The following is a 26,421-nucleotide window of genomic DNA, read 5'->3' as shown; positions in this document are numbered from 1 at the left end:
CCGCATTCAGTTTTAACCACTCGATTATGACCTCTAGTCCATCCAAGATTCCGGTTTCGGTTCTCATTCCGGCAAAAGACGAAGAACTTAATCTACCTGCGTGTCTGGCGAGCATTGCCAGGGCAGATGAAGTTTTTCTAGTTGATTCCCAAAGTAGCGATTTAACGGTAGAAATCGCTATCAGTAGTGGCGCCAAAGTAGTGCAATTCTACTTTGATAACCGCTGGCCAAAAAAGAAAAATTGGTCTTTAGACAACCTGCCCTTTCGTAACGAATGGGTATTAATTGTCGATTGTGACGAGCGGATTCCCCCCGAACTTTGGGATGAAATTGCCGAAGTCATTCAAGACCCAAATTTTGAGGGTTACTACCTCAATCGCAAAGTTTTCTTTTTAGGACAATGGCTGCGTTACGGAGGTAGATATCCAGACTGGAACTTGCGTTTGTTCAAGCATCAAAAAGGTCGTTACGAAAATCTGGGGACAGAATCGGTACCCAATACTGGCGACAACGAAGTTCACGAACACGTAATTTTAGCAGGTCCGGTGGGATACTTAAAAAATGATATGATTCACGAGGATTACCGCGATTTATTTCATTGGATAGAAAGGCACAACCGCTATTCTAATTGGGAAGCTCGTGTTTATTACAATATTATTGAAGGGCGAGACGACAGCGGCACTATTGGTGCCAATTTATTTGGAGATGCAGTGCAGCGTAAGCGATTTCTCAAAAAAGTTTGGGTGCGGCTGCCTTTGAAACCAATGCTAAGATTTATTTTATTTTACTTTATTCAGCTCGGCTTTTTGGATGGAAAAGCTGGCTATATTTATGCAAGGTTATTGAGTCAGTATGAGTATCAAATTAATGCAAAACTTTACGAGTTGCGTTGTTGTGGGGGCCAGTTGAATGTGGCAGAAACCGAGGCTAAGTTGTCGCACCCAGAGAGTGATTCGGCGGTTAAAACCGCGGCTACACAAACGAAGTCTGCCTCCGCAGACTAAGAGATAAACAGGAGATTTAAGCCTGGTTGCTTAGTCCGCGCAGGCGGACATTGTTTGTGTAGATGCGGTTTCAACCGCCGGGTTTCTTCGTTTGTGTAAACGCGGTTTCAACCGCCGTTTTTCTGCACAAAAAAAGTACAATATTTGATTCGCTTCACCGTTGGGGCAATTCAGCAGGGCGTTAATCAATTGCAGGTAGGCTCGATCGCGGGTTTCGTCTATTGTGGGGAGTTGTGGGTGACACCGAAGTTTATTTTATCACGATCGGTGGGTGGGTGGGGGCGGGTTTTTGAGATTGTTTATTTGGGGCGATTATGGTTGGTGGAACCCGCCCCTACAGGCACCGTATTTTGTAGGGGCGGGTTCACCAACCATATATAACAATTACCAACCATCTATATAAACCCGCCCCCACACCGCCAATAACCGATGTCAACCTGAAATTTGCATCGCATCGCAAAAATGTACATGATGATTATTGGTTGGGTTGGGCGGGTTTTTGAGATTGTTGGTTTTGGGCAATTATTGTTGGCGAACCCGCCCGTACAGGATGTATGAAAGAGATGGGAAAAAACCCGGTTTCTTTGATTGTGCGGCTGGCCAGAAACCTCGGTTATCCCGAAAGTCCGCCAGGGGTTGAAACCCCTGTCTCATAGCGAAAGTCCTCTTAAGAGGACTAAAGAGTTTTTCATTTTTATCTCGAATCTTCAGTCGGTTTCAACCAACTTTCGCTATTAGCCAGGGGTTTCAACCCCTGGCGGTTGTGGGCGACAGCGCGGGGGTTAAAAACCCGGTTTCTTTGATTTTAACCGCAGATGGTGGCGGATGTACGCTGATGAACGCAGATGAGGAGACATCATTTAATTAGTTCTTCTAGCGATGGAAACAGCAATTTTTCTGCCCTCACTTTTTCGCAATCGCACGGTTGTTGAATTGCGGATATTGCTGATACATTTCCTAGCAGCAATTGGATGCTTTGTATTAGCAATGGTAGAGTTAATAAAATAATTGATACTGATACTAGCAAGCTAATTAAGCCGTCAGCCCAATTCCAGTGCAGCCACGCTACCGCGATCGCCGCTAAGATTACTCCCACCGATGAAAATATATCGGCTACGGCGTGCAGAAAGGCGCTTTTGAGGTTCAAGTCGCCGTGACAGCAGGAATGCAAGCAGCAAGCGTTGATGGAGTTGATGCTTAAACCGACTATGGCGGTAATTAACATCGGGAGTCCTTCGACTTCGGGGGTTGGGGACAGCAAACGGGCGATGGATTCGGTGCCAATCCATAGAGCGATCGCCACTAAACTGATACTATTAATTAAAGCAGCAATGATTTCTGGGCGCGCGGGAATTGGGGAAGAGGCGATCGCACAATCCACTGATTTACTTCTTTTAACTGATGAGTACCAAGTGGCGATTAAAGTTATTGCTAAAGCTGCTACATCTGAAAAAACGTGACCGGCATCTGCTAATAGGGACAAACTGTGAGAGTTGATGGCGGCGATTAACTCTGCTACAAAAAAGCTACTAAGTAGTACCAAAGCTGTTTGCAAAAGCTGTACTTTGGGAATTCTGGGATTGGGATTGCCACCTGGGGCTAGATTATTGGTGTTTTCAGAGTTAAAATTGTCCCTAACTGGAAATGTCATTGAGCAGTCCTTAAAGTTAAACTTGATTTTCAATTAAATATTAGATGACTCATTATACGCCAAGTCCCGACCGGGAACCGCAACAGCCGATCGCAAATTCCCCAAATTATCAAATCAATTACGATCCAATTGACGACAACGAACCACATACTTTCACAGGGGAATCTTTAGTTGATTTACGGAAGTACGATCAATCAAAGTTCGATCGCGGAAGGCCCGGTTGGCTGATTTTGCTTTGGTGGTTAGTACAGGCGATCGCTTTTCCATTAACTCCACACCCTGTAAATGGTGTCAGAAGGTGGCTGTTGCGCTTGTTTGGAGCCAAAATAGGTTTTGGGGTGATTATCCGCCCTACAGCCCGTTTTACCTATCCTTGGAAAATTGAAATCGGGGATTACAGTTGGATCGGAGATGATGTGGTTTTGTATAGTTTGGATCGAATTGCGATCGGCAAACACTGCGTCATATCTCAAAAAAGCTACCTCTGCACTGGTAGTCATGACCCCGAAGACCCAGCCTTTGGGTTAATCGCAGCATCTGTTATCATTAATCATGGCGTTTGGATTGCCACCGACTGTTTCATTGGTCCTGGTGTGGAAATCGGTGCTAACGCTTTAATTGGAGCTCGTAGCAGTGTCTTTAAAAATATGCCCGCCGGCTTTGTTTGCATGGGTACTCCTTGTCGTCCGTGCGCTCGACGAGAAATCAAAAAAAGTTCCTAGCGATCGTTTAAATTGTATCAAAACTTGGTACTAATAACTTCAGTCTTTTTCGTTCCAGCTTCGGACCTAGGACTAAAGTCATTACTACTAAAATACCCCATTTTTTCTAAGTTAAAAGTGAATACGATCCCCGAAGAATTGTTGATAGGTATTTCTCAACTCTTTACATCTACTATATTTCAAATCGGCGAAAATCCCGTCTCTCTACGGTCACTGATAGAATTGATTATATCATTTATAATCGTTTTAATCATTTCCCAAGGATTTACAACTTTTATCAAAGAAAGGTTGCTCTTAAAACTGGGAATAGACGAAGGCAACCGGGAAGCAATTTCCGTAATAATTCGATATTTGATCGTAGCTTTTGGTGTGGTTATTTCGATCCAAGGAATCGGATTTAATCTTGCTTCCTTTGCTGTGGTTGCGGGTGGATTGGGAGTGGGTATTGGCTTCGGAATTCAGGATTTGACAACCAACTTTGTCAGCGGGCTGACGTTGCTTTTAGACAGACCTGTCAAAGTCGGAGACTTCGTGGAATTAGAAGGATTGATGGGAATAGTCAAAAAAATATCTATTCGCTCGACTATTATCAAAACTAATGACGACTCCAGCGTCATAGTTCCCAATAGTAAGATGATTAGCAACAAAATTGTTAACTGGAGTTACCAAAATCCGCTACTTTGTCTGAGACTTTCCATAGAAGTATCGGAGAATAGCGACCCGCTGTTAGTTACAGAAACTTTGTTACAGATTGCTTACGCTGAAGCAGGTGTTTTGTACGAACCAAATCCGAAGGTCTTCTTTGTTGAGTTTGGGGATGATTGCTTTAAATTTGAACTTTTAGTTTGGACTGACAGACCAACGGATCGAGAAGTAATTAAAAGTTCTTTAAATTTTGCCATTGAGTATAATTTCCGTCAGCAGGGAATCGATTTCCCGTCCAATGACAGAGATTTATATTTAAAAAATCCTGAATTTATTTGGTCTGTATTCCACAAAAATGAAACGGTAAATAACCCCGGTGTTGTTTTTGAAAATAGTCACAAAATGCCAATTCTGCCCAAGGGAATAAAAAAGCCGTCTTCCCTAAGCGGTTTGCTGCGAGAGGTGACATATTTTGAACATCTCACCGATATTGAATTGCGACAATTGATAGAAGTTGGATACCGCCAGCGTCTACGTCCCCAAGAAGTTTTGTTCCGGGAAAACGACCCAGGAGATGCTTTTTATATGATTCTTTCTGGGTCAGTGGAGGTTTTTGTCGAAGCCATTGATAAACACTTAAATAATCTAGATACTGGCAAGTTTTTTGGGGAACTTTCTTTGATGTTAGGAATCCCCAGAACTGCTTCGGTGAGGGCTTTGGAAGAAACGATTTTGTTTGCGATCAATAAAGAAGGTTTCCAAAAGGTTTTAACGGAACGACCGGATTTGTACGAGCAAATTATTCAAGAAATAGTCAAACATAAGGAAGAATTAAGTGAAAGACAGCAGGAACTGCGAGAAATGCAATTGGTAGATGCAGCCGAAGATGATGAAAATCCTGTAAATTGGGTTAGGAAACGGCTGAAAAATATATTTAGTGTTTGAATTTAATATAGCCGTTCTCAGAAAGATGAGGTAATAGGTAATAGGTAATAGGTAATAGGTAATAGGTAATAGGTAATAGGTAATAGGTAATAGGTAATAGGTAATAGGTAATAGGTAATAGGTAATAGGTAATAGGTAATAGGTAATGCCCTATACTTCGACAACGCTAGAGCCGAAGTGCCCTATACTTCGACAACGCGATCGCACAAGTGCCCCATTACCCATTACCCATTACCTAACCTATCGGGTATCTCAAGTTTTAAAGATTTGATGGCGATCGCAAAATCAACTGCATCAAGCCCTCGATCAGTCGATCGCGCTCCATTGGTATAATTTCTTGGCCGTGCATCATATGCTGCGTTAACTGGAAATACACCAAAGATCCAATAAAAATCCGCGCTGTGGCTTCAGGATCGGCTAATTGCAACTCCCGGCGAGATGCCAAATATTGAGTAAGTCGCTCAATCCCCGGTTTCGCTAGGTTTTTCACAAATATCTGGGCTAGCTGGGGAAAACGCCCAGATTCAGCAATCACTAACCTCACGAAGGTGAGAAAATGAGGTTCGTGAGTGGCTTGATCTAGTAAAGTGGTAGCAATAAATCGCAGGGCGATCGCCGGTTCAGTTTCAGGTACCGGAAAATAAACTAACTTTTCTGCCGCTAGCCGTTGAATCAAGGCCGCAAACAATCCCTCTTTGTCTTGAAAATAGCTGTAAACCGTGGCTTTGGAAACTCCCCCCGTCTTCGCTACCTTGTCCATACTCGTGCCCGCATAGCCGTGGGTTAAAAATTCTTGCATCGCACCTTGGAGGATTTGCTCGCTTTTGTCACCTCCTGTGCTTGCGTCTGGTTCCATCGGTTTTGTCTTTGCCATTGTTGGTTTTTGTAATTTTTGCTTGGGCTCTTGACATTATTATACTGAACGGTTTAGTCTTAAAACATATAAGAACTAAACCGTTTAGTTTTGTACCCTAAAAAAAGAGGTGTGTCATGGTACATCAACCAACCGCAGACAGCTTATCCTCACATCCATCCCTAGTTAAGCAACTGCTAATAGTGGCCGCAGTAGCTACCCTGACGGCTGGGGGAACCACAGGTTACACGATGTGGCGATCGCGCCAACCCGATCCCAATGCAGTAGCAGCGACAGCAGCGGCAACAGCAGCGCAATTAAGCACAGTGACAGCCTTGGGGCGACTGGAACCCAAAGGAGAAGTAATTAAAGTCTCTGCTTCCGGTGCCGCCGAAGGAAACCGGATCGATCGACTCTTAGTTAAAGAGGGAGACAGGGTGAAAACAGGAGAAACGATCGCCATTCTCGACAGTCGCGATCGTCTGCAAGCAGCCTACGACCAAGCTCAAGAACAAGTGCGCGTAGCCCAGGCAAATCTAGCAAAAGTCAAAGCAGGAGCCAAAAACGGCGAAATCCAAGCCCAGAAAGCCACCATTGGCCGTTTAGAAGCCGATCGCACCAACGAAATCACAGCCCAACAGGCGATCGTCACCCGCACATCCGTCGATCGCAGTACCGAAATCACAGCGCAACAAGCCACCATTGCGCGCATCAGGGCGGAACAGCTTGGGGAAATTCAAACCCAAAAAGCCGCAATTTCCCGTCTAGAAGCCGAACTTCGCAACGCCAGAAGTGAGGAGGGGCGCTACTTGCAACTGTACAAAGAAGGAGCCATCTCCGCTTCCACCAGCGACAGCAAAAAACTCGCCGCCGAAACAGCGCAACAACAACTAAACGAAGCCCAAGCCAAACTCAATCAAATTCAGCAATCTCGCCAGCAGCAGATTAACGAAGCCCAAGCCAAACTCAATCAAATTCAACAATCCCGCCAGCAGCAGATTAACGAAGCCCAAGCCAAACTCAGCCAAATTCAGCAATCTCGACAACAGCAAATTAATGAAGCCGTAGCAAATCTCGATCGCATTTCCGAAGTTCGCCCCGTAGACGTGGAAGCCGCCAGCGCCGAAGTTAGTTCCGCCACTTCCGCCGCCAGACAAGCCAAAGCGAATCTAGCTCTAGCTTACATCCGCTCTCCCAGAGACGCGCAAGTCCTGAAAATTCACGCATATCCAGGGGAAAAGGTGGGGAATGACGGGATTGTCGAACTCGGACAAACTCGCGAGATGTTGGCTGTGGCTGAAATCTACCAAAGCGATGTGGATCAGGTACGAATTGGACAGCCGGCTAAAATTACTAGCGATTCTTTCCAGGGCCAATTGCAGGGAACTGTTGAACATATCGGCTTACAAGTACAGCGGCAAAACATTGTTAATACCGATCCTTCTGCGAATATTGATGCTCGAATTGTGGAAGTGAAAGTGCGTTTAGATGCAGTTTCTAGTCGGAAAGTCGCTGGATTGACTAATTTACAAGTTAAGGTGGCGATCGGCGGAAATTAAGGATTAAGAAGTTTTTAACCGCAGAGAGCGCAGAGGACACAGAGGAAGAGAATAGAGAGTTGCTTTTTTCAATCCAAAATCTAACATCTAAAATCCACAATCCTATGCTTGGACTAATCAAACCATTACAACAGTTAAGAAACAGAACTCCTCTCGGATGGCTGCAACTGAGTCATGACAAAGGGCGCATGGCTGTAGCTATAGCGGGAATTGCCTTTGCTGACATTTTGATGTTCATGCAGTTGGGCTTCCAAAATGCGCTTTACAGCAGCAATACGCGCCTGCACCAAACTTTGCAAACCGATTTAGTTTTGGTCAGTCCCCAAGGTCGCAATTTACTGAATTTGTCTTCGTTTCCCCGGCGCAGATTATATCAGGCTATGAATGTACCGGGCGTGCGATCGGCCGATCCACTTTATGTCAAACTTGCTAACTGGAAAGTCCCGGCCACAGGTCGCGAAACGTCTATTATGGTGGTGGGCTTCGATCCCGATCGCCCTGCTTTTTCCCTGCCAGAAGTCAACCAAAACTTGAACTCGATTAAATTGCCGGATACAGTGTTATTTGACCGAGCTTCCAGGGGAGACTATCAAGATGCGATCGCCCAAATCAATCAGGGAAAAATTGTGAAAACAGAGATCGATCGACGCACGATTACGATCGACGGCTTATTTAGCATTGGAGCATCTTTTGCAGCCGATGGAGCTTTAATCACCAGCGATCAAAATTACCTACGCTTGTTTCCCAAACAAAATGCCGGGAGTGTTAATGCCGGATTAATTCAATTGCAAACCGGTGCCGATCCAGTACAAGTCCAACAAGTTTTAAAAGCATATTTGCCACCGGATGTCAAGGTATTAACCAAAGCAGAATTTATAGAATTCGAGAAAAATTATTGGGCTAAAAATACTGCTGTCGGCTTTGTATTTAACTTAGGCGTCGCCATGGGTTTTGTAGTTGGTGTCATTATTGTTTATCAAGTTCTCTCCACCGATGTCAGCGACCACATGGCAGAATACGCTACTTTTAAAGCAATGGGATACCGCAATATTTACTTACTCGGCATTGTTTTTGAAGAAGCTATAATTCTTTCAATTCTCGGTTTTTTACCTGGTTTAGGAGTTTCTTTCGGCCTCTATTCTTTAACTCGTAAAGCAACAAATCTACCCATGTATATGACCCTAATTCGGGCAATTACCGTATTAATTTTAAACACAATCATGTGCAGTATTTCAGGAACTATTGCCACTCGCAAACTGCAAGCAGCCGACCCCGCAGACATTTTTTAATCTGCCTTTCGGCTCTCTCCGATCTATCTCTGTGTTCTCTGCGCCCTCTGTGGTTAAAAAAATCCAAATCTTTAACTTATGAACTCCACTATTGTCAACCCCACAACCAACAAGTTACCCATTTCAGAACCTGTAATTTCCATGCACAAACTAGACCACTACTTCGGTCAAGGTCAACTGCGAAAACAGGTACTTTTTGATATTAACCTAGAAATCAATGCAGGCGAAATTGTCCTGATGACAGGGCCTTCAGGTTCTGGAAAAACCACCCTTTTAACCTTGATTGGTGGACTGCGTTCTGGTCAATCTGGAAGTCTCAAAATTCTCGGTCAAGAAATGTGTAACGCCAGCCCAGATAAATTGGTTAAGACGCGGCGCAAAATTGGCTATATTTTTCAGGCGCACAACTTGCACCGCAGTTTGACCGCACTGCAAAACGTACAAATGGGTTTGGAAGTTCACGGCAATTTGTCGCGTTCCGAAATGCGCGATCGCTCTGCAAAAATGCTAGAATTAGTAGGACTGGAACAGCGGATTAACTATTATCCAGATGACTTGTCAGGGGGACAGAAACAAAGAGTTGCGATCGCCCGTGCATTAGTCAGTCACCCGCAAATTGTGTTAGCTGACGAGCCCACAGCCGCCCTGGACAGCAAATCTGGTCGCGAAGTGGTGAATTTGATGCAGAAACTGGCCAAAGAGCAGGGTTGTACCATTCTGTTAGTTACCCACGATAACCGAATTTTGGACATAGCCGATCGCATTATTAACATGGAAGATGGAAAATTAGCATAAATAGTTATTGGTTATTGGTTATTTGCTCCCAATAACCCATAACCAATAACAAATAACAACTAACCAATAACAACTAACCCATAACCAATAACTAATTGGTAACAGCCAATCCAGGGCGATAAATCTCCAAATTTTGCTGATACATTGCTTCTAGTTTCGGCATCGAAGATTCCACAGAACCGCCAAAACGCCGAAAAGATGGCCAAGTGTAAGCGAGTTTTCTGACTGCTGGTTCCAATCGACCCGCTTCTATATCTTGTAAGGCTCCTTTTTCTCGGATTAACTCTACAGCTACAAGGTCTTGATTTTCCGGGCTGAAATCCTTGATCCGAAATTTTTTGGCGAACCTGTCCCAAGTGGTGCTGAGAAACTGATATCGCCCTGCTGCATCGGAACAGAGTTTTTTACCGTAGCGACGGCCGCACCTCATTTCTCTGGGATGATCTTGAAAGCTGACAAATTTAGTGCCTGTGTACTGGGTGCGGTAGCCATCGGGAGTAGCCGTGCCTTCGGCGCTGGCAATCGTATCCAGAAAGGCTTTGACTCGACGATCGCGCCCGATGCTATCCTCTTCTTGGTCTGGTGAATTCCGCGTTGGTGTTTCTGATGCCTCATCATACCCGCTGCGATTATCTCCTGGGTTTGGTGAATCGATGGCTGCAACGGATGGTAGACGTTTTGGGGTGGGCGCAGTTTCTGCCAAGATAGATTGCCCCCACAGTCTGGGAGTCATTCGACCGAAGAAAAAGCACAAACAGATTAAGAAACCCCAAGACAGTTGAAAACGCAGGCGTTTGAAGCGATACCGGCCCACAACCGGCCACCCGTAAAGGGGGAGTGTGGCGGACAAAATTCCGGTTTGCTGGCCGAAGGCGAACAGCGATTTCAGCGCTACCAAGGTTTGCTTGTAGAAACGGGGTGCAAGTTTCCGGGCTCTCATGGCAGCGGCGAAAGTGTGGATATCTGTGAGACTAACTTGTGCCAGCGGTTTTTCTACAAACGCTCTAAAATAATTGGCAGCCTGCCAGCTAAAGCGCCGATAGCGGGGGGATTGGCGCTTTACCCACAGACGAATTAGCTCCTGGTCGGACATAGGGAGCAGATGGCTTCCCAGATGTTCTGGTGCGTACAAAAGTACCTCCTGATATCAGTTCTGGTTGAAATATCCCTGTCAATGGATTGGGGATTAGTTCGGCAGTGGAAATTGGGGGTGACGAAAACCTCGAATTTTTTCGTCATCACCGAATAGTAGGGACAGGGATCAAGATAAACAGGCTTCAACCATATCCAGTGATACTACTAAGTGTTCGTTAGGTCAAGTTTATGGGTAAATTTGGCATCGCCTTGAGTCGAAAATTTGGTGATGACCAAGGCCAGACTATCCCAACTGATATGGGTTTCAAGGTAGCCATCCATCCCATTTTTTCGGCTCTGATATCTTTGATATTAAGAATTCTTGCGCTTAGAGGGTGGCGAGGATGGTTGCTCTTGGTTGTTGAGCAAATGCTGGCGTTTTGCCAGCATCAGGGAACCATATCGGTTAGCCCAAACTTGGGTAAACTCAGCACCTAAAAATAGTATCTGAGCTGAATAATTGATCCAAAGTAAGATAATCACGAAGGAGCCAGCAGCACCGTAGGTAGAGGCGACACCGCTACCACCAAGGTAAATTCCAATTAGGGATTTGCCGATCGTAAACAACACGGAGGTGATAGCGGCACCGATCCAAACATCGTTCCAAGCAAGATCGACATCGGGCAATAGTTTGTAAATTAAGGCAAACAACAGCGTGACTACACCAAAAGAAATGGCAAAGTCCACAATCTGCCAAATACCGACTGGTAAGTGTAGCAAGCCGTTCAACCAATAGCTGACTGCTGCTAAAAGAGCGCTAATTACCAAAGAGACTAGCAATAAAAAACCTATGCCTAAAATCATGGCAAAAGACAATACGCGGTCTTGCAAGAATCCCCAAATGCCTCGTCCGGGGGCTGGTTTAACATTCCAAATAGTATTGAGGGCTTCTTTGAGATTAGTAAAAACATTGGAAGCACCCCACAACAGGGTAGCAACGCCGACTAACGTAGCAATCATTCCCGATTTGGGTTCCGAGGCTTTGACGATCAACTCTTGGACAGTTTGGGCACCATCTTTACCGATTAAACTTTGGAGTTGGGCGACGATTTGGCCTTGGGCTGCGTCGGCACCAAAGACTAAACCCGCGATCGCAATCACGATAATTAGCAGCGGAGCCAGAGAAAACACAGTGTAATACGCTAGGGCTGCTGCTAGAGTTGGCGCTTTATCTTCTTGCCATTCAGTAAAAGTTTGTTTGAGTAGCGATAAGACTGTTTTTAAAGTCACGGCATTTAGTTTCCTTTACTTATCGTTGACAAGCAGATTTTAAGCTTTCAAGATTTTTTTAGCGTCGGCCACAAGATAGATTTAACCATTAGCCAAATTTCCCAAATTACTGTAATGTCAGATTCAAACACAATTGTTAACGACACCCCCCAAAAAATATCTACAAGGGCAATCTCCTGGGCAAAACTCAGCGCCTTGGTAGCTGTGGTAAATTTCGGACTGGTACTGTTTAATTTCACTTACCTTAAGTTGCGCCCTTTCTATCTGAGTTTCTTCCCCAGTTTAGTGAAAGCTTACGACCCTTTCAAAGGCATTGATTCAAGTTTGCCCAATTCCGAATACTTAAAAACCGCTGACGGGTTTTGGCGGATTGATGCCTTTTTTATCTGTTTTTTTGGGGTTGAGTTTTTAATCAAAACTCTTTTTCACCAACGCCGGAAACCGGGGGTAACTTGGTTAGATTTTGTACTGCGGCGCTGGTACGAAGTTTTTCTGCTACTTCCGATATGGCAAGGGTGGCGGATGTTGCCGGTTTTGGTGCGCCTCCACAAGTCGGGTTTGGTCAATCTCGATCGCGCAGTTGCTCAAATCACCTACGAACCAGTGGCTTATTTAGCCGATACCATGTCGGAATACATGATGGTGCGGTTGATCAATCAGGCCCAAAGTTCGATCGAACAAGGCGACGCAGCCCGCGTGCTGCTACAGCAGCAACCATACCTGCACGTCAACCAAGAAAACACGATCGAACAAATTACCAACCGGATTTTGGAACTGACAATTTACAAAGTTTTACCGCAAGTGCAACCCGGTTTAGAAGATTTGCTACACCACAATTTAGAATCGACAATCAAACAATCAGATTTTTATCAAATCCTACAAACTTTTTCGCCTGTTAATATCTTGCCCCCCGAAATGACAGAACAACTAGCAAATTATCTAGCGAAAACAGCGGTAGATGTAGTAGCCAATACTTACGAAGATGATAAGGGTCGAAAAATCATCGATAATTTTAGTCAAGAATTCAATCAAAGCTTGCGACGAGAATTGCAGGATGAAAAAACCCTAGGAGAATTGCAGTCGCTGCTGTCAGATTTATTGGAAGAAGTCAAATTAAATTACATTCAAGGAGGCTTAAAAATAGATCCAGAAAAGACATTTACAGAAATTGAATCCCTGCGAGAAGTAACAGATAATTCCCAGGGGAGTGCCGTTTTAAATGAAAACAGGTAATGGGTAATCGATCGGGGGTAATGGGTAAAAAGTAGGTTAGGTGCGGATATCCGAAACAAGAAGGGGGTCAACCCATTTAAAATATTAGCTAAAATTAAGGAATTAGCAGACAACCTTTATCATATTATCTATCTACTTTGAACAGTATTACTTCCCTAGAAATAGAAGTCGCCCAAACACTGCTGAGATTGTCGATGTTGCTGAGCTTAACACTCTTAATCGCCTTTTTTGTGGCGTCAGAATTGGCCTTAGTATCAGCAGACAGACATCAAATCCGTCAACTCGCGCAGTTGTCAGACTCTCCAAAAACCGCCGCATCCGCCGAACTCGTCCACCAAGCTCAAAACGACATCCCCCATTACCTATCAGTCACCCAAACAGGCACAACTGCTGGCAGTTTGCTACTAGGTTGGCTAGGCGAGGGAGCAACAGTGCATTGGATCGAACCGTGGATCGGCAAATTGCCCCTCGGTCATTTTCCGGCGATGCTAACGGCTCATGCGATCGCAGTTCCAGTCGCTTTCATCTTAGTAACATACATAGAGATAGTATTAGGAGAACTCATCCCCAAAGTATTAGCATCCCACGCCCCTGAACGCACCGCTTTACTACTGATCCGTCCCCTAAAAATCTGCTCCTACTTGCTGTGGCCCTTGCTGGCAATTCTCAACGCTAATGTACGACTGCTGACAGGTAGAATTACCAGCCATCAGTCTCCACCTCTACTATCACCTCCCCAGACAACTCTCGTGCAAAAAGACGCACATTCAGCACTCATTTCTGGGGTATGGGAAGTGACAGAACTCAACAAACAACTGGGATTAAAACTACCAATTAGCGACGCTTATCAAACAATAGCTGGATTCATGATTCACCATTTGGGTAAAGTGCCAAATCAAGGAGAGCGATTGTTGTGGGGCGAGTTAGAAATAGAAGCAGAAAATGTAATAGAAGGCAGTTTAGAAACAGTGCTGATCCGTCAAGTAACACGTCCTTTGTTTGAGACTAAACAGCCAGAACTTGTGTTGAATTGAACTACTACGAATATCAACAATAATTACTCAACCCTTTATCCTCTCTTCCCTTCCATACTCTTCCTTCGTGTCCTTCGCGCCTTCGCGGTTCGTTTAAATCCAGAGATTTGAGATTAGCAACCAATCCCAAATCTCAAAAACAGCGAACTTAATCACCCAACAGCCACCTTGATAGAAGCACCAATAAACTGCTCATAATCCGTCAACAACCACGAAGGCAAACAGCTATTCGCATCCTCAACCCGCAACTGTCCAGCGCGACAAAACAGCATCGCAGCTAACAAATAATTCACAACTTTAGGTCTTCCAAACCCTTTACTCAACTCAGCAACTAACGAATTAAAAACAGCACGTTCCGTTTCATGCAACGGCTCATTAATAAACCCACTAGCGAGAATTGCTTTATAACCTTTACCAAAATCGCTCCGGTACAAAAGTTCCAGTTGCTCCTCAGAGACACTCAGCCACAAATCAGCAATTTGCTTGCGAATTTCCCGCAAATCGGCTAACACTGGTTCAGCCGTATTGTCTATTTTATAAAGATTGATAGCACCAGTTAATCGAGCCAAAAACTGCGGTAGATAGTCTTCTTTGACTACAGTTTTTTCTGTTTGAGCAAAGGCACTTTCAAAAACCCGGTCATAATCGTCAAACAACCACTTGGGTAAACGAGTATTAGCATCGGGAATCCGCATTTTACCGGGCACAAAATACAACATCGCACCCAACAGAGCATTGATAGCTTGCGGATGCACCAGCCCTTTGCTAATTTCAGTCAACTGCTGCAAAAACTGCTGTTCGGCTTCACTCATTGGTTCTGTTTGCAAGCCACATCCCAGTATTGCTTGATATGCTTTGCGAACTTCGCCTTGATACAAAGTTGGCAATTTTTCTGGCCCAACAGTTAGCCAAAAATCAGCCAATTGTCGGCGAAGTTGGCGGAGTTCCAAAACTACCGATGCGTCTGATGAATCAATGCGGTAGAGATTGACGCATCCTAATAATTGATTGACAAATTGTGGGGATTGAATGTATTGAGCTAGTAAGTCAGAACTCGATTCGGAATTCACAGCGGTTTCGGGCTCAAAAACTTGTTCGTAATCGCCGATTAACCATTGGGGTAAACGGTTCCTAGCTTCAGGGATTCGCATGGTTCCCGGTGGGAAATATAGCATGGCGGCTAGCAGAGCATTCAGAGCTTGGGGATGTACTAATCCTTTGCTAATTTGGATTAATTGCTGCAAAAATCTTTGTTCTTCTTCCCTCATTGGTTGATGTTGAAAGCCGGAGGAAAGCAGGCTTTTGTAGTTTTTGCCGGGGTTGCTTTTGTAGGTATTTTCTAGATTGTCAACGGCAACGTTTAGCCAAAATTCGGCTATTTCTTTGCGGATTTGACGCAACTCGGAGATGGCTGAGGTGTTTGATGGATTGGTTTCATATAACTGGAGGGTATGGGATAGGCGATCGCCCAAAGTGGCCGCTTTGGGAATGCTATCCTGTAGGATGCGGGATGCTGCTTGGTGGCTGGTTTGCCATTTGCCAAAGAGTTGTTGAAATAATTTGGCGATCGCCCCCGAATATGCAACACTATCAAAACAAGCCGGATTGCCCTGCATTTTCTGCTGAATTTCCTGCCGGTACCGCTGCCGCAATTCAGGATTAGTACCGAGAGTAACAGCTAACTGAATATAAGAAGCTTCGCTATTAGTAATTAAATCAGGCATTTGTAATTCCCGCAACATCGCCGCCCCTTGCCGAAACCGCAAAGCATTTCCTTCCACAACCACCGTCGGTAATCCTACTTGCAAAGGATCGATTAACGATGTTGCACCCGCATAAGGATAGGAATCGAGATAAACATCTGCTAGCTGCAAAAACTCTTTCACATCCGCGCGACTAGGCAGTTGTTTTACAAAACACAAACGGTTATTATTAACACCATATTTAGCACATACAGCTTTCAAATTGTTGACAAAAGGTGTGGCGGGATAACTGCGAGTCCAAGCCGGGCCAAAGGGATATAAAATCAAGATAGAATCGGGTACTGCTGCTAAAATTTTGACCCAAGTTTCTCTCAATTCCGGCAAAATCTTGTAGAAGTTTGCACCGGAGATAAAAACAGTTGTTTTGTCGGAAATACCGAGACTTGGGCGGGTAGGCTTAACTGTCGCCACTTCCGATTCCGTTGCATATTTGAAACAAAAACCGCTGCCTTCCATAACGGCTAATTGTTCTCGATATTGTTCTTGATAGCTGGCATCAGGAACCGTAAATTTTCCGGCAATGTAGTAATCCATATGCCTGATTCCCGTGGTAGTTGGGGAACAGAAAGATGTCGTTTGTACCCGCGCCAAACGGTGCATTGCTAGTGAAACCAAGGGTTTGTTAACAGCAGTTAAATTCGTACCAAAAAACAGGATATCTAAGTCATCGGCGCGAATTGTTTGGACTTGAGATGCAAAGTCTGTGGGGAGTGTAACTAGCTTGTCTGCACGACTTTGGCAATACTGTTCTAATGGGTGTCCGTTGGTGTTGAGCGCATAGAGAATAATCTCGAATTGGTCGCGGTTTAAATGCTCGAAAACCGGGATTGTAGCGAAGGTTTCAGTTTGGGGTGTGAAATGGTCGTTGATGATGCCGAGGCGGATTTTGGTTCGATTGGGCGATCGACCTGGGAAGATACAATCAATAGAACTCCCGCGATTTTTTAGCGAAAACTCGATAATTTCTGCCCGTTTGGTGTAAAGTTCCCGCAGGTTAGCCGTTGTGAAGTACAGCGGGATAAAGTTAGCAGCTTGGGAGAAAAAGAAAGCAATATTTTGCCAAAGTTGTGATTCGGGATTTTTGAAAATATTGCTATGGATGTAATTCACCCAAGCCTGGATGAATTGATAGTAATTGTCAGCTTCTCCAACTGTTTGAAACAAACTGGGAGAGGCAAACATAAATTTGAGATAGTCGTTGGCGAACCAGTTGGGGATTTGAGCGCGATCGTACTTGATATGCAATTGATCGGCGCGTCGGTACAGCATGGCTGCTAGCAGGTAATTAATAGCTTTCGGCTCATTAAATCCTTTAGCAATATATGCTGTTAGTTCACTGACCAAAGTCTCTTCTGTATCCGTTAGCGGTTCATCTTTAATTTCGCTATTTAGCAGCAACAGGTGCTGTTTGCCCGCCTCACCTGCATAGGCGCTGGCAAGCTGTTCGGCAGTTAAATTCAGCCAGTTTTCTGCAATTCTTTTTCTAGCTAGGCGGGCATTTTCTAGGAGATTTGGATTTGCAGAATTTTTATGATATTGCTCAATAATGATTGATAAAGAAGTTTGATTCTCACTCGAAATAGCAGGTATTTGTTGTTGGGTATCACAGGCTCGTATCAAAGCATCACTAACTATTTTGGCCATTTTTGACCAAGAGAATTTTTTAGCTTGTTCCAAACCAGCAGAAATTAAGGATTGGCGAATCTCAGGCTTTTGAACTTCAATTAGTGCCTGTTTCAATCCTGCAACATCTTCTGAGTTCACATACAAAGCTGCTTGAGCAGCCACTTCAGGAATTGAGCTATTTTTACAGGCAATCACTGGACATCCGCAGGCGATCGCTTCCAGAATTGGCAATCCAAAACCTTCATATTTTGATGTTTGAACTAATGCTATAGCACCGGAATAAGCGCTTTTTAACTCGTTGTCGCTCAGTTTTAGTAGGTGAAAGTTGATGTCAGAAGTGTATGCTTTTAACTCTGTTTCTAATACTGAGTTACCGCCTACGCAGACTATTTCAAAGTCATGTTTATTGTCTAATTGAGCAAAGGCTTTGAAAAACAACAGAGCATTTTTATAACCGTTAAATCCGATGCGATCGCCCACCCACAAAAAGTACGGTTTTGAGATGCCGTATTTCATCTTAAATTGATTAACTTCGACAAAGGTTAAGGGCGAAAATCCTTTGTCAATACCACAATATGCTACTGTTACTGACTCAGGAGAAATTTCAGGAAAGCATTTGACTAAATCGCGGGCAGTATTTTCCGAAATCGCTATGTATGCAGAAGCGTGACGAATACCATGATATTTTTCTGTCCACATTGGGTTAGCTAGATTAGCTCCCATGACTTCTGGAATCATGTCGTAAGCCATGAATACAGATGGTGTCGATCGCGGTGTGGTATAGTAAGTGGAAATAAACAAATCCGCTTGTTCTTCATCGCAGATTTGCTGCAACATTTCGCGATCGCCTTCAGTATTACTATAGTCATAAGCTGGGACTTGCCGATAATTGATCCCGGCAATTTTGGGAAAAGTTCCATTGCGATCGAGTACGAGGATGTGCTGGCTGAAATTCTGAGTTGCCCATTCTGTAATTAATGATTGCCAGACACGGGTAATTCCAGACTTGTGAATCTGAAACATTACGCCGTCAATGATAATTTTTAGCGCAGGTTTCGCTTCTGTATTACTCGGTTTTTGTACAGTTTCACTAGATAAGAATACAGCCGGAAGTAAGTTAATTACTTTGGCAGAGGTGCTGCATTTCAATCCTTCTTTAATTTGGGCGATCGCTGAATTTTGGTCTCCTTTAGCAATCATGGAATGGGCCATTTTCAAAGCTTCGATCGCATAATGCTCTCTGGATTGATTTGATAATTCCTCAGCGCTTTCTTGAGGTAAATAAGATTGAGAAATTTCGATCGCCTTTCTAGCCTCTGCAATATTTTCACCCGCTTGAAATAAGCGAGATGTCCATGATGAAGAGTTGATCCGCGTACAAGCAAAAGTTTGAGGCTCATACCACATCGGATAATACACTGCAATTCGCTTCCACATTTCCCAATCAGCAGCAGCACCAGCCTGGGGACAAAATCCACCCAACTCCTCATAAACGCTACGCTTAACTACCATAGAAGCCGCCGCAATCCAAGAATACACAGCCAGTTTTTTGATCCAGTCAGTTAAAATCCCAGGAGTTTCCCTTTCCAAAGGTGATAACCATAAAGGCGCATTTTCTTCATTCACATGGAGACAGCGACAGAAAGCAGCACCAATTGTTAATTGTTGTTCGATCGCTCCTCGAAGGCTGCTATAAAATCCAGGCTTGACAAAATCATCATCGTGCAGAATGTGCACCCATTGACCGCGTGCTTGCTGAATGCAAATATTAAAAATGGCAGTTTGGCCAACATTAGTTTCAGAATGACGATAAAATTTGATGCGATCGCCAGCCACTTTTTTGATAATTGCTGCTATCTCAGCTTGAACTGACTGACTCGGATGATCGTTGACAACTTCAATCTGCATTTCATCGGGAAAGGGAGCTTGTTCAATAACACTCCTGAGCGTTTGTTCGAGATATTTTTCCTTCAGATTATAGGTCGGTATCATCACCGACCAAAAAGGTCTTTTATTGCTTGGCGAGAGCGGCAAAATTTTCGGAAATTCAAATTGAGAAGATGTTTTCATGGTCAAGTTTTGATGTGATAAAGCTAATTGGCGCGAATCCCAGCCTGAAATCAACTGTTGTAATAACTGAGTATAATTTTCATCAGTAATTAACATAATATTTTGAGTTATGTCTGTTTTGGTCAGCAACTCAGTTTTGACAAAGGTTTTTAGCTGTTCGTGCCAGCCGTATCGCTCTGCGGTATATAATAGCGATCGCGCCGCTTTAACATACTCCCCATTTTGCAATAGAGCCTGACGAATCAAGGTCAAATAGAAGTCAAAATTTAGCGGGATTTCTTGGTTAAATCGGCTTCGCGCTGCGGAAAATCCTTGAATCAGAGCAGTGTAAGCACATTCTACTACCTGTTCAATTGGGCAAGCCGTCATTTCTAAAACTTGCTCCGATGACTGTTGCGAATATTCCCGATCGTGGGCGATCGAAGCATATACTGATGTAGATGCTAGCAACAACTGAATCATCGGTAATGGTTTGGCCCAATCTGTTAATGCTATCTGCGTTACGCCACTCGAACAGCCAATTAAAAGAGAGCAATACTTAGTTAACTCCGCATTATCCCGTAGCGTCAATACACTACCATCAATAATACGTGTATCTCCTGTGGTAATTTTAATGTGAGATGACAGAATAATAGTGCAATCGGGTAAGCGAGACACTAGCCCTTGAGCAACAGACAAAGCGTATTCTGGCTTCACAAAAGACTGACTGCTACTACTCGTATACTCGAATAAAATTACATGACTGCGTTTCAGTAAATTGTGATGTTCTGCAAAATTGCGAACTCTTTCAATCTCATCACTTCGGAGGCGCAAAATATTCTGAATCGGCACCGTAATCGGCTTGGGATAGCCTCGAAAAAGAGAGGCTTTAGTAGTTCCATCATAATTTTGATAGTTGTTCGGGCTCACCTGCGTCAAAAATACTTCATCAAATTCGCCGCGACTGAGGCGCACCTGTACCTCTTTTTCTAGGTCATACCAAGCAGCCACAATTTCCGACCAATTCCTAGCAGGAAATTCCCAAATTTCATCCACAAAGGGATTACCTTCTATCATACTTCGGCACATTGATGAAATTGCCCAAGTCAAATGACAATTCGGATAATCATGCTTAATTTGTCTCGCCAAGGTAGTTGCATGAAGACAATCTCCATTTGAGCCAAGTTGTGCCAACAAAATGCGCTGACCGGAATTATTTTGTGGGAATTCAGCAGTGAAAAAACCTGACCAAGAACGTTCTGTTTGCCAACGTGGTATCTGAGCTTCCAGAGATTTCGCGCTGCCCTCCATAACCACAACTTGGTCAATGTCAGGATTATTTTGCAGCAACATCTCACCTTCCCCAGTAGTGAACCATGTAATTATGCAGTTTGGTTCGCTATTTTTGAGATTTTTTGCTGTGGGCAGATAGGACAATATTTGCTGTGGATTAAAAAATGCAAAACCGTAATGCTTGTGCATCGGTTTATAGGGGTAAGAAGCTGGGTGAGATAATTGTTTCATCATGGAAAGCTCTAAATTGAGACGGTAATTTTATAGGGTTTCTAGCATCATAGTTGCGAGTTGGCGCAGGTCAATCTTGGGATGCCAATCTAGGCTGTGCATTAGCGCCGGATTGGATACTAATCGCTGATATTCAGGCTGAAAATTTTCCGCCTGCTCTACATAGCCTGTCCAATCTAAACCGAGGTGGGAAAAGCACATTTCTATCCAATCTTTGATAGAATGAGTTTTACCCGAACCGATGACAGCTTCAAAAACATTTTCCTGTTCTACTAGCGTCATCATTCCCTCTGCTACATCACCGGCAAAGGTCCATTCTTTCTCTACATTAACATCGCCCATCTGAATTTTTTCCTCAGATCCACGAGCAATGCGCTTAGCAGCAAGTACAATTTTTTGACTGACATGATTTGGCTTTCTGAGAGGGCTTTCATGATGGAATAAATATCCTACATAGGCTTTGATACCCAGAGTTCTGTAATATCGAGCAGCATAAACTGATTGGATTCGAGCAACGGCATAATGACTACTTGCTTCAAAACAAGTATCTTCAGAAATGGGATTGCCATCATTATGAAACTGAACACCGCTACCTGTAATAAAAACTTTAGAATTGGCGCTATGCTTGTAAACCGCTTCTAAAATATTGAGTGTACCTGTCGAAATTGCTGCATGATTTTCAAACAGCGCATCGTGTCGTGTTGTTGATTTAGCCGCTAAGTGAAATACATAGGTTGGTTGGTATTCTTTTACGAACTCCTCAACCTGTTTGTAGTCAGACACATCGCCACGCATCCAATCTCCCGATCGCGATACAGCTAAAGGTTTAATTCCTTTAGCTTTGCACAACTGATGGAGATAGTATCCATCTTGTCCGTTAGCACCAAAAATAAGAGCGTTCACAGTTTATTTTTCTGAAAAACAAAGGTGGCAAATGTATAACGACATCCTTCATAGATAAAATCGGGGTTCGGACAATCCCACTGCGGAACATCAGGGAGAACACAATTTTTCAATAAAGGAAGCAGTCGTTGTTTGAAGTCTTTTTGAGTGTAAAGACGAAAGTCTACGCCGGGAATGCGATCGCCCGGTTTATACTGGTCATTATAATCGCACGTTAAAATAGCAACACCTCCCGGTGCAAGAAGTTCAGCAATTTGGATCAAAAACAACTCGTCATTTTCAACGTGTTCCACCACCGAGGTGGAAAAAATAATATCATAGCTCCCTTTGATAGTAGACGGCTTTTGGAAATACACATTCAGATCGCAGTTGATCGCCGGATCAATTTCTTCCAAGTGGTATCCGATTTGCTTCAAGGCAGCAGCAGCACTATCTTCATAACTGCCCACGCATAAAATCTTAGGTTTGATGAATTGGGAGGCAAATTTTTGCACCGTATCCAATATAAAGGCTTGCTGAATATTCGCTGCTGGTATTTTACGCACCATCATCTCAGGAACTAGCGCAAATAACTGATCGATGATAGGTTGGTACTGCGATCGCGCCGCATCATCCAAGATCCGATTGAATGATGTTACATTGGGAATCCCAACATCTAAATACCTCTGGCTGTGCGACTTCTGTGGCTTTTCTAATACTTGAGCAAGTATACGCTCATAATCCAAAATGAAATTAGCTTCGCTCCATTCATTGTAAAATGGCACCAGCGGTGCAATACCGTTATCAACAATTTGTTTCAAGCTGGAATCTTCTATACAAATTGAAGGCTTTGCTGAAACAATATGTCTGAACATATTGCTTTTTGTAATGGCGATCGGTCTTTTTACAGCCAGGGCATGATCGATGGTGCTAGAGATACCACGATTATCATATCTTTCATAAAAAAATGCGTTGAGCGTATTTTGTGCCAGAAAATCCAGTAATTGCTCTTGAGTGAGAAAATCGTGACTTAAACTCAGTTTAATACCAGGCTTGACGATCGCCTGCTGACATCTTTTTGCTATGGCTACTGCTTGACTTCCATCAGCATCCGCAAAAGTTGCAAAGGGAATATGCAGCCTAATCAATGCCTCATCATACTCTTGCTGTACAGTAGCAATCACCTTCTCAAATCCTTTTCCTTCCAGTCCAAATCCAAAACTACCAATAGTTACGATCTCTGGTAATTTGTGATTATTCCTGTAGGGCAATACGATTCTTCCCGTTTTAAATACAATTGGATTCTTCAGTTCTAAAGTCGGATCGGGAGCTATATGGTATTGAAAAAGTGAATCATTTGATACATCGGCGATGCGCTGAGTAACTTCATGAATAATGCCTATATGTGGCACATTGATAGATTGAAGAATAGTTGGATTGACCCAACTTAAAGTCAAGGGATGATAGTTGTAAATAATTGCTACTGGCTTGAGCTTTTTGACGCTCTCCAACAACTCTTCGGAACTGGAACACTCGGCATATACGAAACAGTATTTAGTGGATTTTTCCAGGGTTTTTGCTATGTTTAAACCATACTGCTGCACGCCGCATTGTTTTTCTTTGTGGGAGACAATCAAAATTTTATCCTGCAAGTTATCGTTCTCTTTACTTGCTGATGCTGTCTGAAATTTTGATTCCCTAGTAACCCAAATATTTGCTGTTTTAGCTTCTCCTGTAGATAAACTAATCTCTTCAACTATCTTGCCCAGCCATTGTTGGAGTTCGGCATAATTCTTGGCATAAACCACCGGATTTTCCAAGTTGTCCCAAAGTTTCTCGGCTAAGTCCCAGCCCACAATGCAACGAGGTTTATATCGATTAATCTCCGTTTGGCAAGCGGCGTTGATAGCGCTTCCTTTCATCAACAAACCAATACATTTGTCTCCCATTTGCGACAATTGCTTCAGATTCATGCCACTGCAATCTACAAGATTTGCCGCCTGGGATTTAGGTGGAGCCGAACAGTAAAAATTGAGTTCAGGAAAATCCGCTGCTATTTGTTTGAGGTGTTCGTTTAAATAAAAATAGCTTTGATTCGAGAAAACTTCCCCGTTTTCTACCAAGATACTGTTGGCTCTAACTTCTATTTCCGGCTCTCTCTGCCCAAAGAAGTTAATTGTGGGAGTGTGAATCGGTATCGGCAGGAGATATTTATGATTCAGTCTGTACTGATACATCTGGCGATTAAAGGTATGAACGTTATTTTGGTACGTCATACCGTAGAGTTTCAAAATATCATCAAAAACCCCAAACCATGTATTGACAAATATGGCATCCGCAGGGCAGTTTGGCGTGGGTTTTGTGCCTTTGTATTCGCCGTCTTGAAAAAAGGCGATCGCTAAATCTAAATCATCCCAAAGATAAGCAGATACTTCATCGCACTCTAGGGTAATTTTTACCGCCGGGAAACTAATTCTCACAGCCTGAATGAGGGCTCTTGTCAAAATCACATCACCGCTCTGAAAACTGTTATGAATGAAAAAATGTGTCATAGGTTGATTCTCTTTTGTGTCCGCTTAGTATTTGATAATTTCCAGGTTAGGCAAAGGAAAAATTAGACCTACACCGCTGTTGAGTGTTTCTTGCTCGCGCTTGAGAAATTCTTCCTTAAAATGCCAAGGCAAGACTAAATAATAATCCGGTTTCATTGCCCTAGAATCCGCTTCGCTGACAATCGGAATGTCAGTACCGAGCGTATAAGCACCATATTTATCTGGGTTTCTTTCCGCTGCTACATCTATAATTCGATTATCAATTCCACACCACTGCAAAATTGTATTGCCTTTAGTCGATGCACCGTAAATGTGAATGCTCTTACCTTCTTTTTTCAGCATTTTTAGCAGCGAAAGTAACTGCTCTTTATGCACGTTGATCCTGTCTTGAAAATGCTTATAAGGTTTGTCCGTATCCAGCTCCAAATCAAATTCTGTCTGACGTAATAGCTTGATACGTGTCAAAGCTTCTTGTTTCTTGAAGGCAAAGTTATCAAGATGCGTGGCATAACAACGAATGCTACCGCCGTTGCTGTCATTCAGGACGGCATCTACTATTTTCAAATCAGCTTGTTTGAGAATATATTCCAGTACAGCTAAACTATAATATTCCAAATGCTCGTGACAAATTGTGTCGTAAGAATTCATTTTGAGCATGGATGGCATATAGGACATCTCAAAGACCCACAAACCAGCAGGAGCGAGCGCTTTTTTGATTTCTTTGCAGAAGCTTACTGGATCTTCAAGGTCATAAAACATGGCGATCGATGTAATAATGTCAAATTGTTCGCCTTGCAAAACCTTGGTGAGTTCTTCTGAAGGAAAAATGTCTTGAATTGCAGTAATATCTCCGGTTATTTCTTGGGCTACGTCAGACGGATCGACACCAAATTTGATAAATTCTTGGGGATAACACTTCAATAAAGTACCATCATTGCAGCCAATATCTAAAACGCGAGCATTGCTTTTACCAATCAGCGATACTGCTTCTTCAGTAATTCCTTGTAAGTGACTGCGCATGGTTTGGTTTGTACCGGAACGATACCAGTAGGCAGAATATAAAACTTCTGGCGGTACGGTATGTTCCATTTGTAATAAACCGCAAGCTTTTTCATCTCTGGTTGGATCGCAGCGTACTAGAGAAAGGGCAATTTTGCGGAGGGGTGGTTCTTCTTTTCCTGGTTTGACAAATGAACCTTGTAAATGCTGTTCGCCTAAATTAATCACTGGGGTGAGTGCTGAAGAACCGCAGACTCGACAAGTTTTGCGATGACCTAAGTGCATTGATTGACCTCCAAAAATCTTTAATTATTTATGATAGCTGAGTTTTTCTACAAGTGCTTGGAAATTTTTGTCTATGCCGTCTATGCACTTATTCCGTTGCAAGTTCAGGATGGCTAGCTGTTTGACTACTAAATCTTTTTCTGTTACAGCTACTTTTTCAAATTCATACACTTTTTCTTGTTCGTGCCACAAGTTGCAGTTAACTTGAGCGAGTTCGGAGAAGATTTCGCCGATGCTACCACCGACATCAGGTACATAATTGCCTTCTTTTTTATAAACTTTATTTGACGCAAAAATCAGGCGATCGCTCGGAATTTGCCCACCTATAGCAGCACTAATAAATTCGTTGATTTCCTCCTGAAGCTGTTTTTCTTGAACCGCAAGGCTCTTGAGTCTGATTTCGTCTTCGGAATGCCACTGTTTCAATTTGACAATTGTCAATTTATCGCAGAGAGAGCCAAGTGTTTCTGCCATGGGTCAAAGGTGATTGGTTGGAAATAATTTGATTCTGGATGCTGGCGATAGTTAGTATTGTCTAAAGGAAGTTTGGGCACATCACCCTACATCCCGTCCCTACTTTAGTGCTAAGTCATACACTGAATATTTTATCCTAGTTGTTACCACCAAGTTACTAATATAGGTCGTTT

At 43.4% G+C, this 26,421-nt stretch carries 17 protein-coding genes; 8 read left to right on the top strand and 9 right to left on the bottom strand.

Features of this window, described 5'->3' with window-relative positions; translation table 11 throughout:
* The first annotated feature begins 26 nt into the window (after positions 1-26).
* The gene (locus tag AAFP14_RS19690) at positions 27-1,004 is read left to right on the top strand and encodes a glycosyltransferase family 2 protein (protein WP_341733903.1); all 978 of its coding nucleotides are present in this window, start codon (positions 27-29) and stop codon (positions 1,002-1,004) included.
* A gap of 856 nt (positions 1,005-1,860) precedes the next feature.
* Here the strand turns inward: AAFP14_RS19690 and AAFP14_RS19685 are convergent.
* Positions 1,861-2,655, bottom strand: coding sequence for a cation diffusion facilitator family transporter (locus AAFP14_RS19685; RefSeq protein WP_341733902.1), 795 nt, complete (start codon positions 2,653-2,655; stop codon positions 1,861-1,863).
* Positions 2,656-2,699: 44 nt separating this feature from the next.
* Here AAFP14_RS19685 and hpsU point away from each other — a divergent pair, with 44 nt between their 5' ends.
* Entirely contained in the window at positions 2,700-3,377 is a 678-nt protein-coding gene (gene hpsU, locus AAFP14_RS19680) for a hormogonium polysaccharide biosynthesis acetyltransferase HpsU (protein ID WP_341733901.1), read from the top strand.
* Positions 3,378-3,494: 117 nt separating this feature from the next.
* Complete coding sequence (locus AAFP14_RS19675; RefSeq protein ID WP_341733900.1) at positions 3,495-4,967, top strand: mechanosensitive ion channel domain-containing protein; 1,473 nt, start codon at positions 3,495-3,497, stop codon at positions 4,965-4,967.
* 259 nt (positions 4,968-5,226) lie between these two features.
* Here AAFP14_RS19675 and AAFP14_RS19670 read toward each other — a convergent pair whose 3' ends face one another.
* Positions 5,227-5,841 carry a TetR/AcrR family transcriptional regulator gene (locus AAFP14_RS19670; protein WP_341733899.1) on the bottom strand — a complete coding sequence of 205 codons (615 nt, stop codon included), beginning with the start codon at positions 5,839-5,841 and terminating at the stop codon, positions 5,227-5,229.
* Between the two features lie 116 nt (positions 5,842-5,957).
* Between AAFP14_RS19670 and AAFP14_RS19665 the strand changes: the two genes are divergently transcribed.
* The 3 genes from AAFP14_RS19665 to AAFP14_RS19655 all read left to right on the top strand — a co-directional run bounded on the left by AAFP14_RS19665 (position 5,958) and on the right by AAFP14_RS19655 (position 9,463).
* Positions 5,958-7,379: an HlyD family efflux transporter periplasmic adaptor subunit gene (locus tag AAFP14_RS19665; RefSeq protein ID WP_341733898.1), complete on the top strand. Its 1,422-nt coding sequence runs from the start codon at positions 5,958-5,960 to the stop codon at positions 7,377-7,379.
* Positions 7,380-7,483: 104 nt separating this feature from the next.
* Positions 7,484-8,668, top strand: a complete 1,185-nt coding sequence (devC, locus tag AAFP14_RS19660) for an ABC transporter permease DevC (protein WP_341733897.1) — start codon at positions 7,484-7,486, stop codon at positions 8,666-8,668.
* A 78-nt stretch (positions 8,669-8,746) separates the two neighbouring features.
* Positions 8,747-9,463 carry a DevA family ABC transporter ATP-binding protein gene (locus tag AAFP14_RS19655; RefSeq protein WP_341733896.1) on the top strand — a complete coding sequence of 239 codons (717 nt, stop codon included), beginning with the start codon at positions 8,747-8,749 and terminating at the stop codon, positions 9,461-9,463.
* Positions 9,464-9,554: 91 nt separating this feature from the next.
* Here AAFP14_RS19655 and AAFP14_RS19650 read toward each other — a convergent pair whose 3' ends face one another.
* A complete protein-coding gene (locus tag AAFP14_RS19650; RefSeq protein ID WP_341733895.1) occupies positions 9,555-10,556 on the bottom strand; it encodes a glycoside hydrolase family 104 protein in 1,002 nt (333 codons plus the stop codon).
* 353 nt (positions 10,557-10,909) lie between these two features.
* Entirely contained in the window at positions 10,910-11,827 is a 918-nt protein-coding gene (locus tag AAFP14_RS19645; protein WP_341733894.1) for a YihY/virulence factor BrkB family protein, read from the bottom strand.
* A 114-nt stretch (positions 11,828-11,941) separates the two neighbouring features.
* On the opposite strand from AAFP14_RS19645, the gene AAFP14_RS19640 reads away from it, so the two are divergent.
* Positions 11,942-13,060: a hypothetical protein gene (locus AAFP14_RS19640; RefSeq protein ID WP_341733893.1), complete on the top strand. Its 1,119-nt coding sequence runs from the start codon at positions 11,942-11,944 to the stop codon at positions 13,058-13,060.
* Positions 13,061-13,197: 137 nt separating this feature from the next.
* Positions 13,198-14,094: a CNNM domain-containing protein gene (locus tag AAFP14_RS19635; protein ID WP_341733892.1), complete on the top strand. Its 897-nt coding sequence runs from the start codon at positions 13,198-13,200 to the stop codon at positions 14,092-14,094.
* A gap of 152 nt (positions 14,095-14,246) precedes the next feature.
* Here AAFP14_RS19635 and AAFP14_RS19630 read toward each other — a convergent pair whose 3' ends face one another.
* From AAFP14_RS19630 to AAFP14_RS19610, 5 genes are read right to left on the bottom strand one after another with little or no spacing between them, the layout of a single operon-like run.
* Complete coding sequence (locus tag AAFP14_RS19630) at positions 14,247-21,059, bottom strand: O-linked N-acetylglucosamine transferase family protein (RefSeq protein WP_341733891.1); 6,813 nt, start codon at positions 21,057-21,059, stop codon at positions 14,247-14,249.
* Between the two features lie 27 nt (positions 21,060-21,086).
* On the bottom strand, positions 21,087-21,959 hold the full coding sequence (locus AAFP14_RS19625) for a GDP-mannose 4,6-dehydratase (RefSeq protein ID WP_341733890.1): 873 nt from the start codon (positions 21,957-21,959) through the stop codon (positions 21,087-21,089).
* A complete protein-coding gene (locus AAFP14_RS19620; RefSeq protein ID WP_341733889.1) occupies positions 21,956-24,490 on the bottom strand; it encodes a class I SAM-dependent methyltransferase in 2,535 nt (844 codons plus the stop codon). The genes AAFP14_RS19625 and AAFP14_RS19620 overlap by 4 nt, the downstream gene beginning before the upstream one ends.
* Before the next feature lie 24 nt (positions 24,491-24,514).
* Positions 24,515-25,774: a class I SAM-dependent methyltransferase gene (locus AAFP14_RS19615; protein WP_341733888.1), complete on the bottom strand. Its 1,260-nt coding sequence runs from the start codon at positions 25,772-25,774 to the stop codon at positions 24,515-24,517.
* Positions 25,775-25,798: 24 nt separating this feature from the next.
* Positions 25,799-26,248 carry a hypothetical protein gene (locus AAFP14_RS19610; protein WP_341733887.1) on the bottom strand — a complete coding sequence of 150 codons (450 nt, stop codon included), beginning with the start codon at positions 26,246-26,248 and terminating at the stop codon, positions 25,799-25,801.
* Between the last annotated feature and the right edge of the window lie 173 nt (positions 26,249-26,421).

The organism is Microcoleus sp. EPA2 (genome assembly GCA_020882975.1).
Lineage (GTDB): Bacteria > Cyanobacteriota > Cyanobacteriia > Cyanobacteriales > Microcoleaceae > Microcoleus.
Note: the sequence above shows the minus strand (reverse complement) of the source record. Positions and strands in the feature narration are given on the sequence as shown.

Bases quoted from the DNA above. Each gene is read 5' to 3' on its own strand.
- AAFP14_RS19690 (WP_341733903.1), top strand. From the start codon at position 27: ATGACCTCTAGTCCATCCAAGATTCCGGTTTCGGTTCTCATTCCGGCA.
- AAFP14_RS19685 (WP_341733902.1), bottom strand. From the start codon at position 2,655: ATGACATTTCCAGTTAGGGACAATTTTAACTCTGAAAACACCAATAAT.
- hpsU (WP_341733901.1), top strand. From the start codon at position 2,700: ATGACTCATTATACGCCAAGTCCCGACCGGGAACCGCAACAGCCGATC.
- AAFP14_RS19670 (WP_341733899.1), bottom strand. From the start codon at position 5,841: ATGGCAAAGACAAAACCGATGGAACCAGACGCAAGCACAGGAGGTGAC.
- AAFP14_RS19665 (WP_341733898.1), top strand. From the start codon at position 5,958: ATGGTACATCAACCAACCGCAGACAGCTTATCCTCACATCCATCCCTA.
- devC (WP_341733897.1), top strand. From the start codon at position 7,484: ATGCTTGGACTAATCAAACCATTACAACAGTTAAGAAACAGAACTCCT.
- AAFP14_RS19655 (WP_341733896.1), top strand. From the start codon at position 8,747: ATGAACTCCACTATTGTCAACCCCACAACCAACAAGTTACCCATTTCA.
- AAFP14_RS19650 (WP_341733895.1), bottom strand. From the start codon at position 10,556: ATGTCCGACCAGGAGCTAATTCGTCTGTGGGTAAAGCGCCAATCCCCC.
- AAFP14_RS19640 (WP_341733893.1), top strand. From the start codon at position 11,942: ATGTCAGATTCAAACACAATTGTTAACGACACCCCCCAAAAAATATCT.
- AAFP14_RS19630 (WP_341733891.1), bottom strand. From the start codon at position 21,059: ATGATGAAACAATTATCTCACCCAGCTTCTTACCCCTATAAACCGATG.
- AAFP14_RS19620 (WP_341733889.1), bottom strand. From the start codon at position 24,490: ATGACACATTTTTTCATTCATAACAGTTTTCAGAGCGGTGATGTGATT.
- AAFP14_RS19615 (WP_341733888.1), bottom strand. From the start codon at position 25,774: ATGCACTTAGGTCATCGCAAAACTTGTCGAGTCTGCGGTTCTTCAGCA.
- AAFP14_RS19610 (WP_341733887.1), bottom strand. From the start codon at position 26,248: ATGGCAGAAACACTTGGCTCTCTCTGCGATAAATTGACAATTGTCAAA.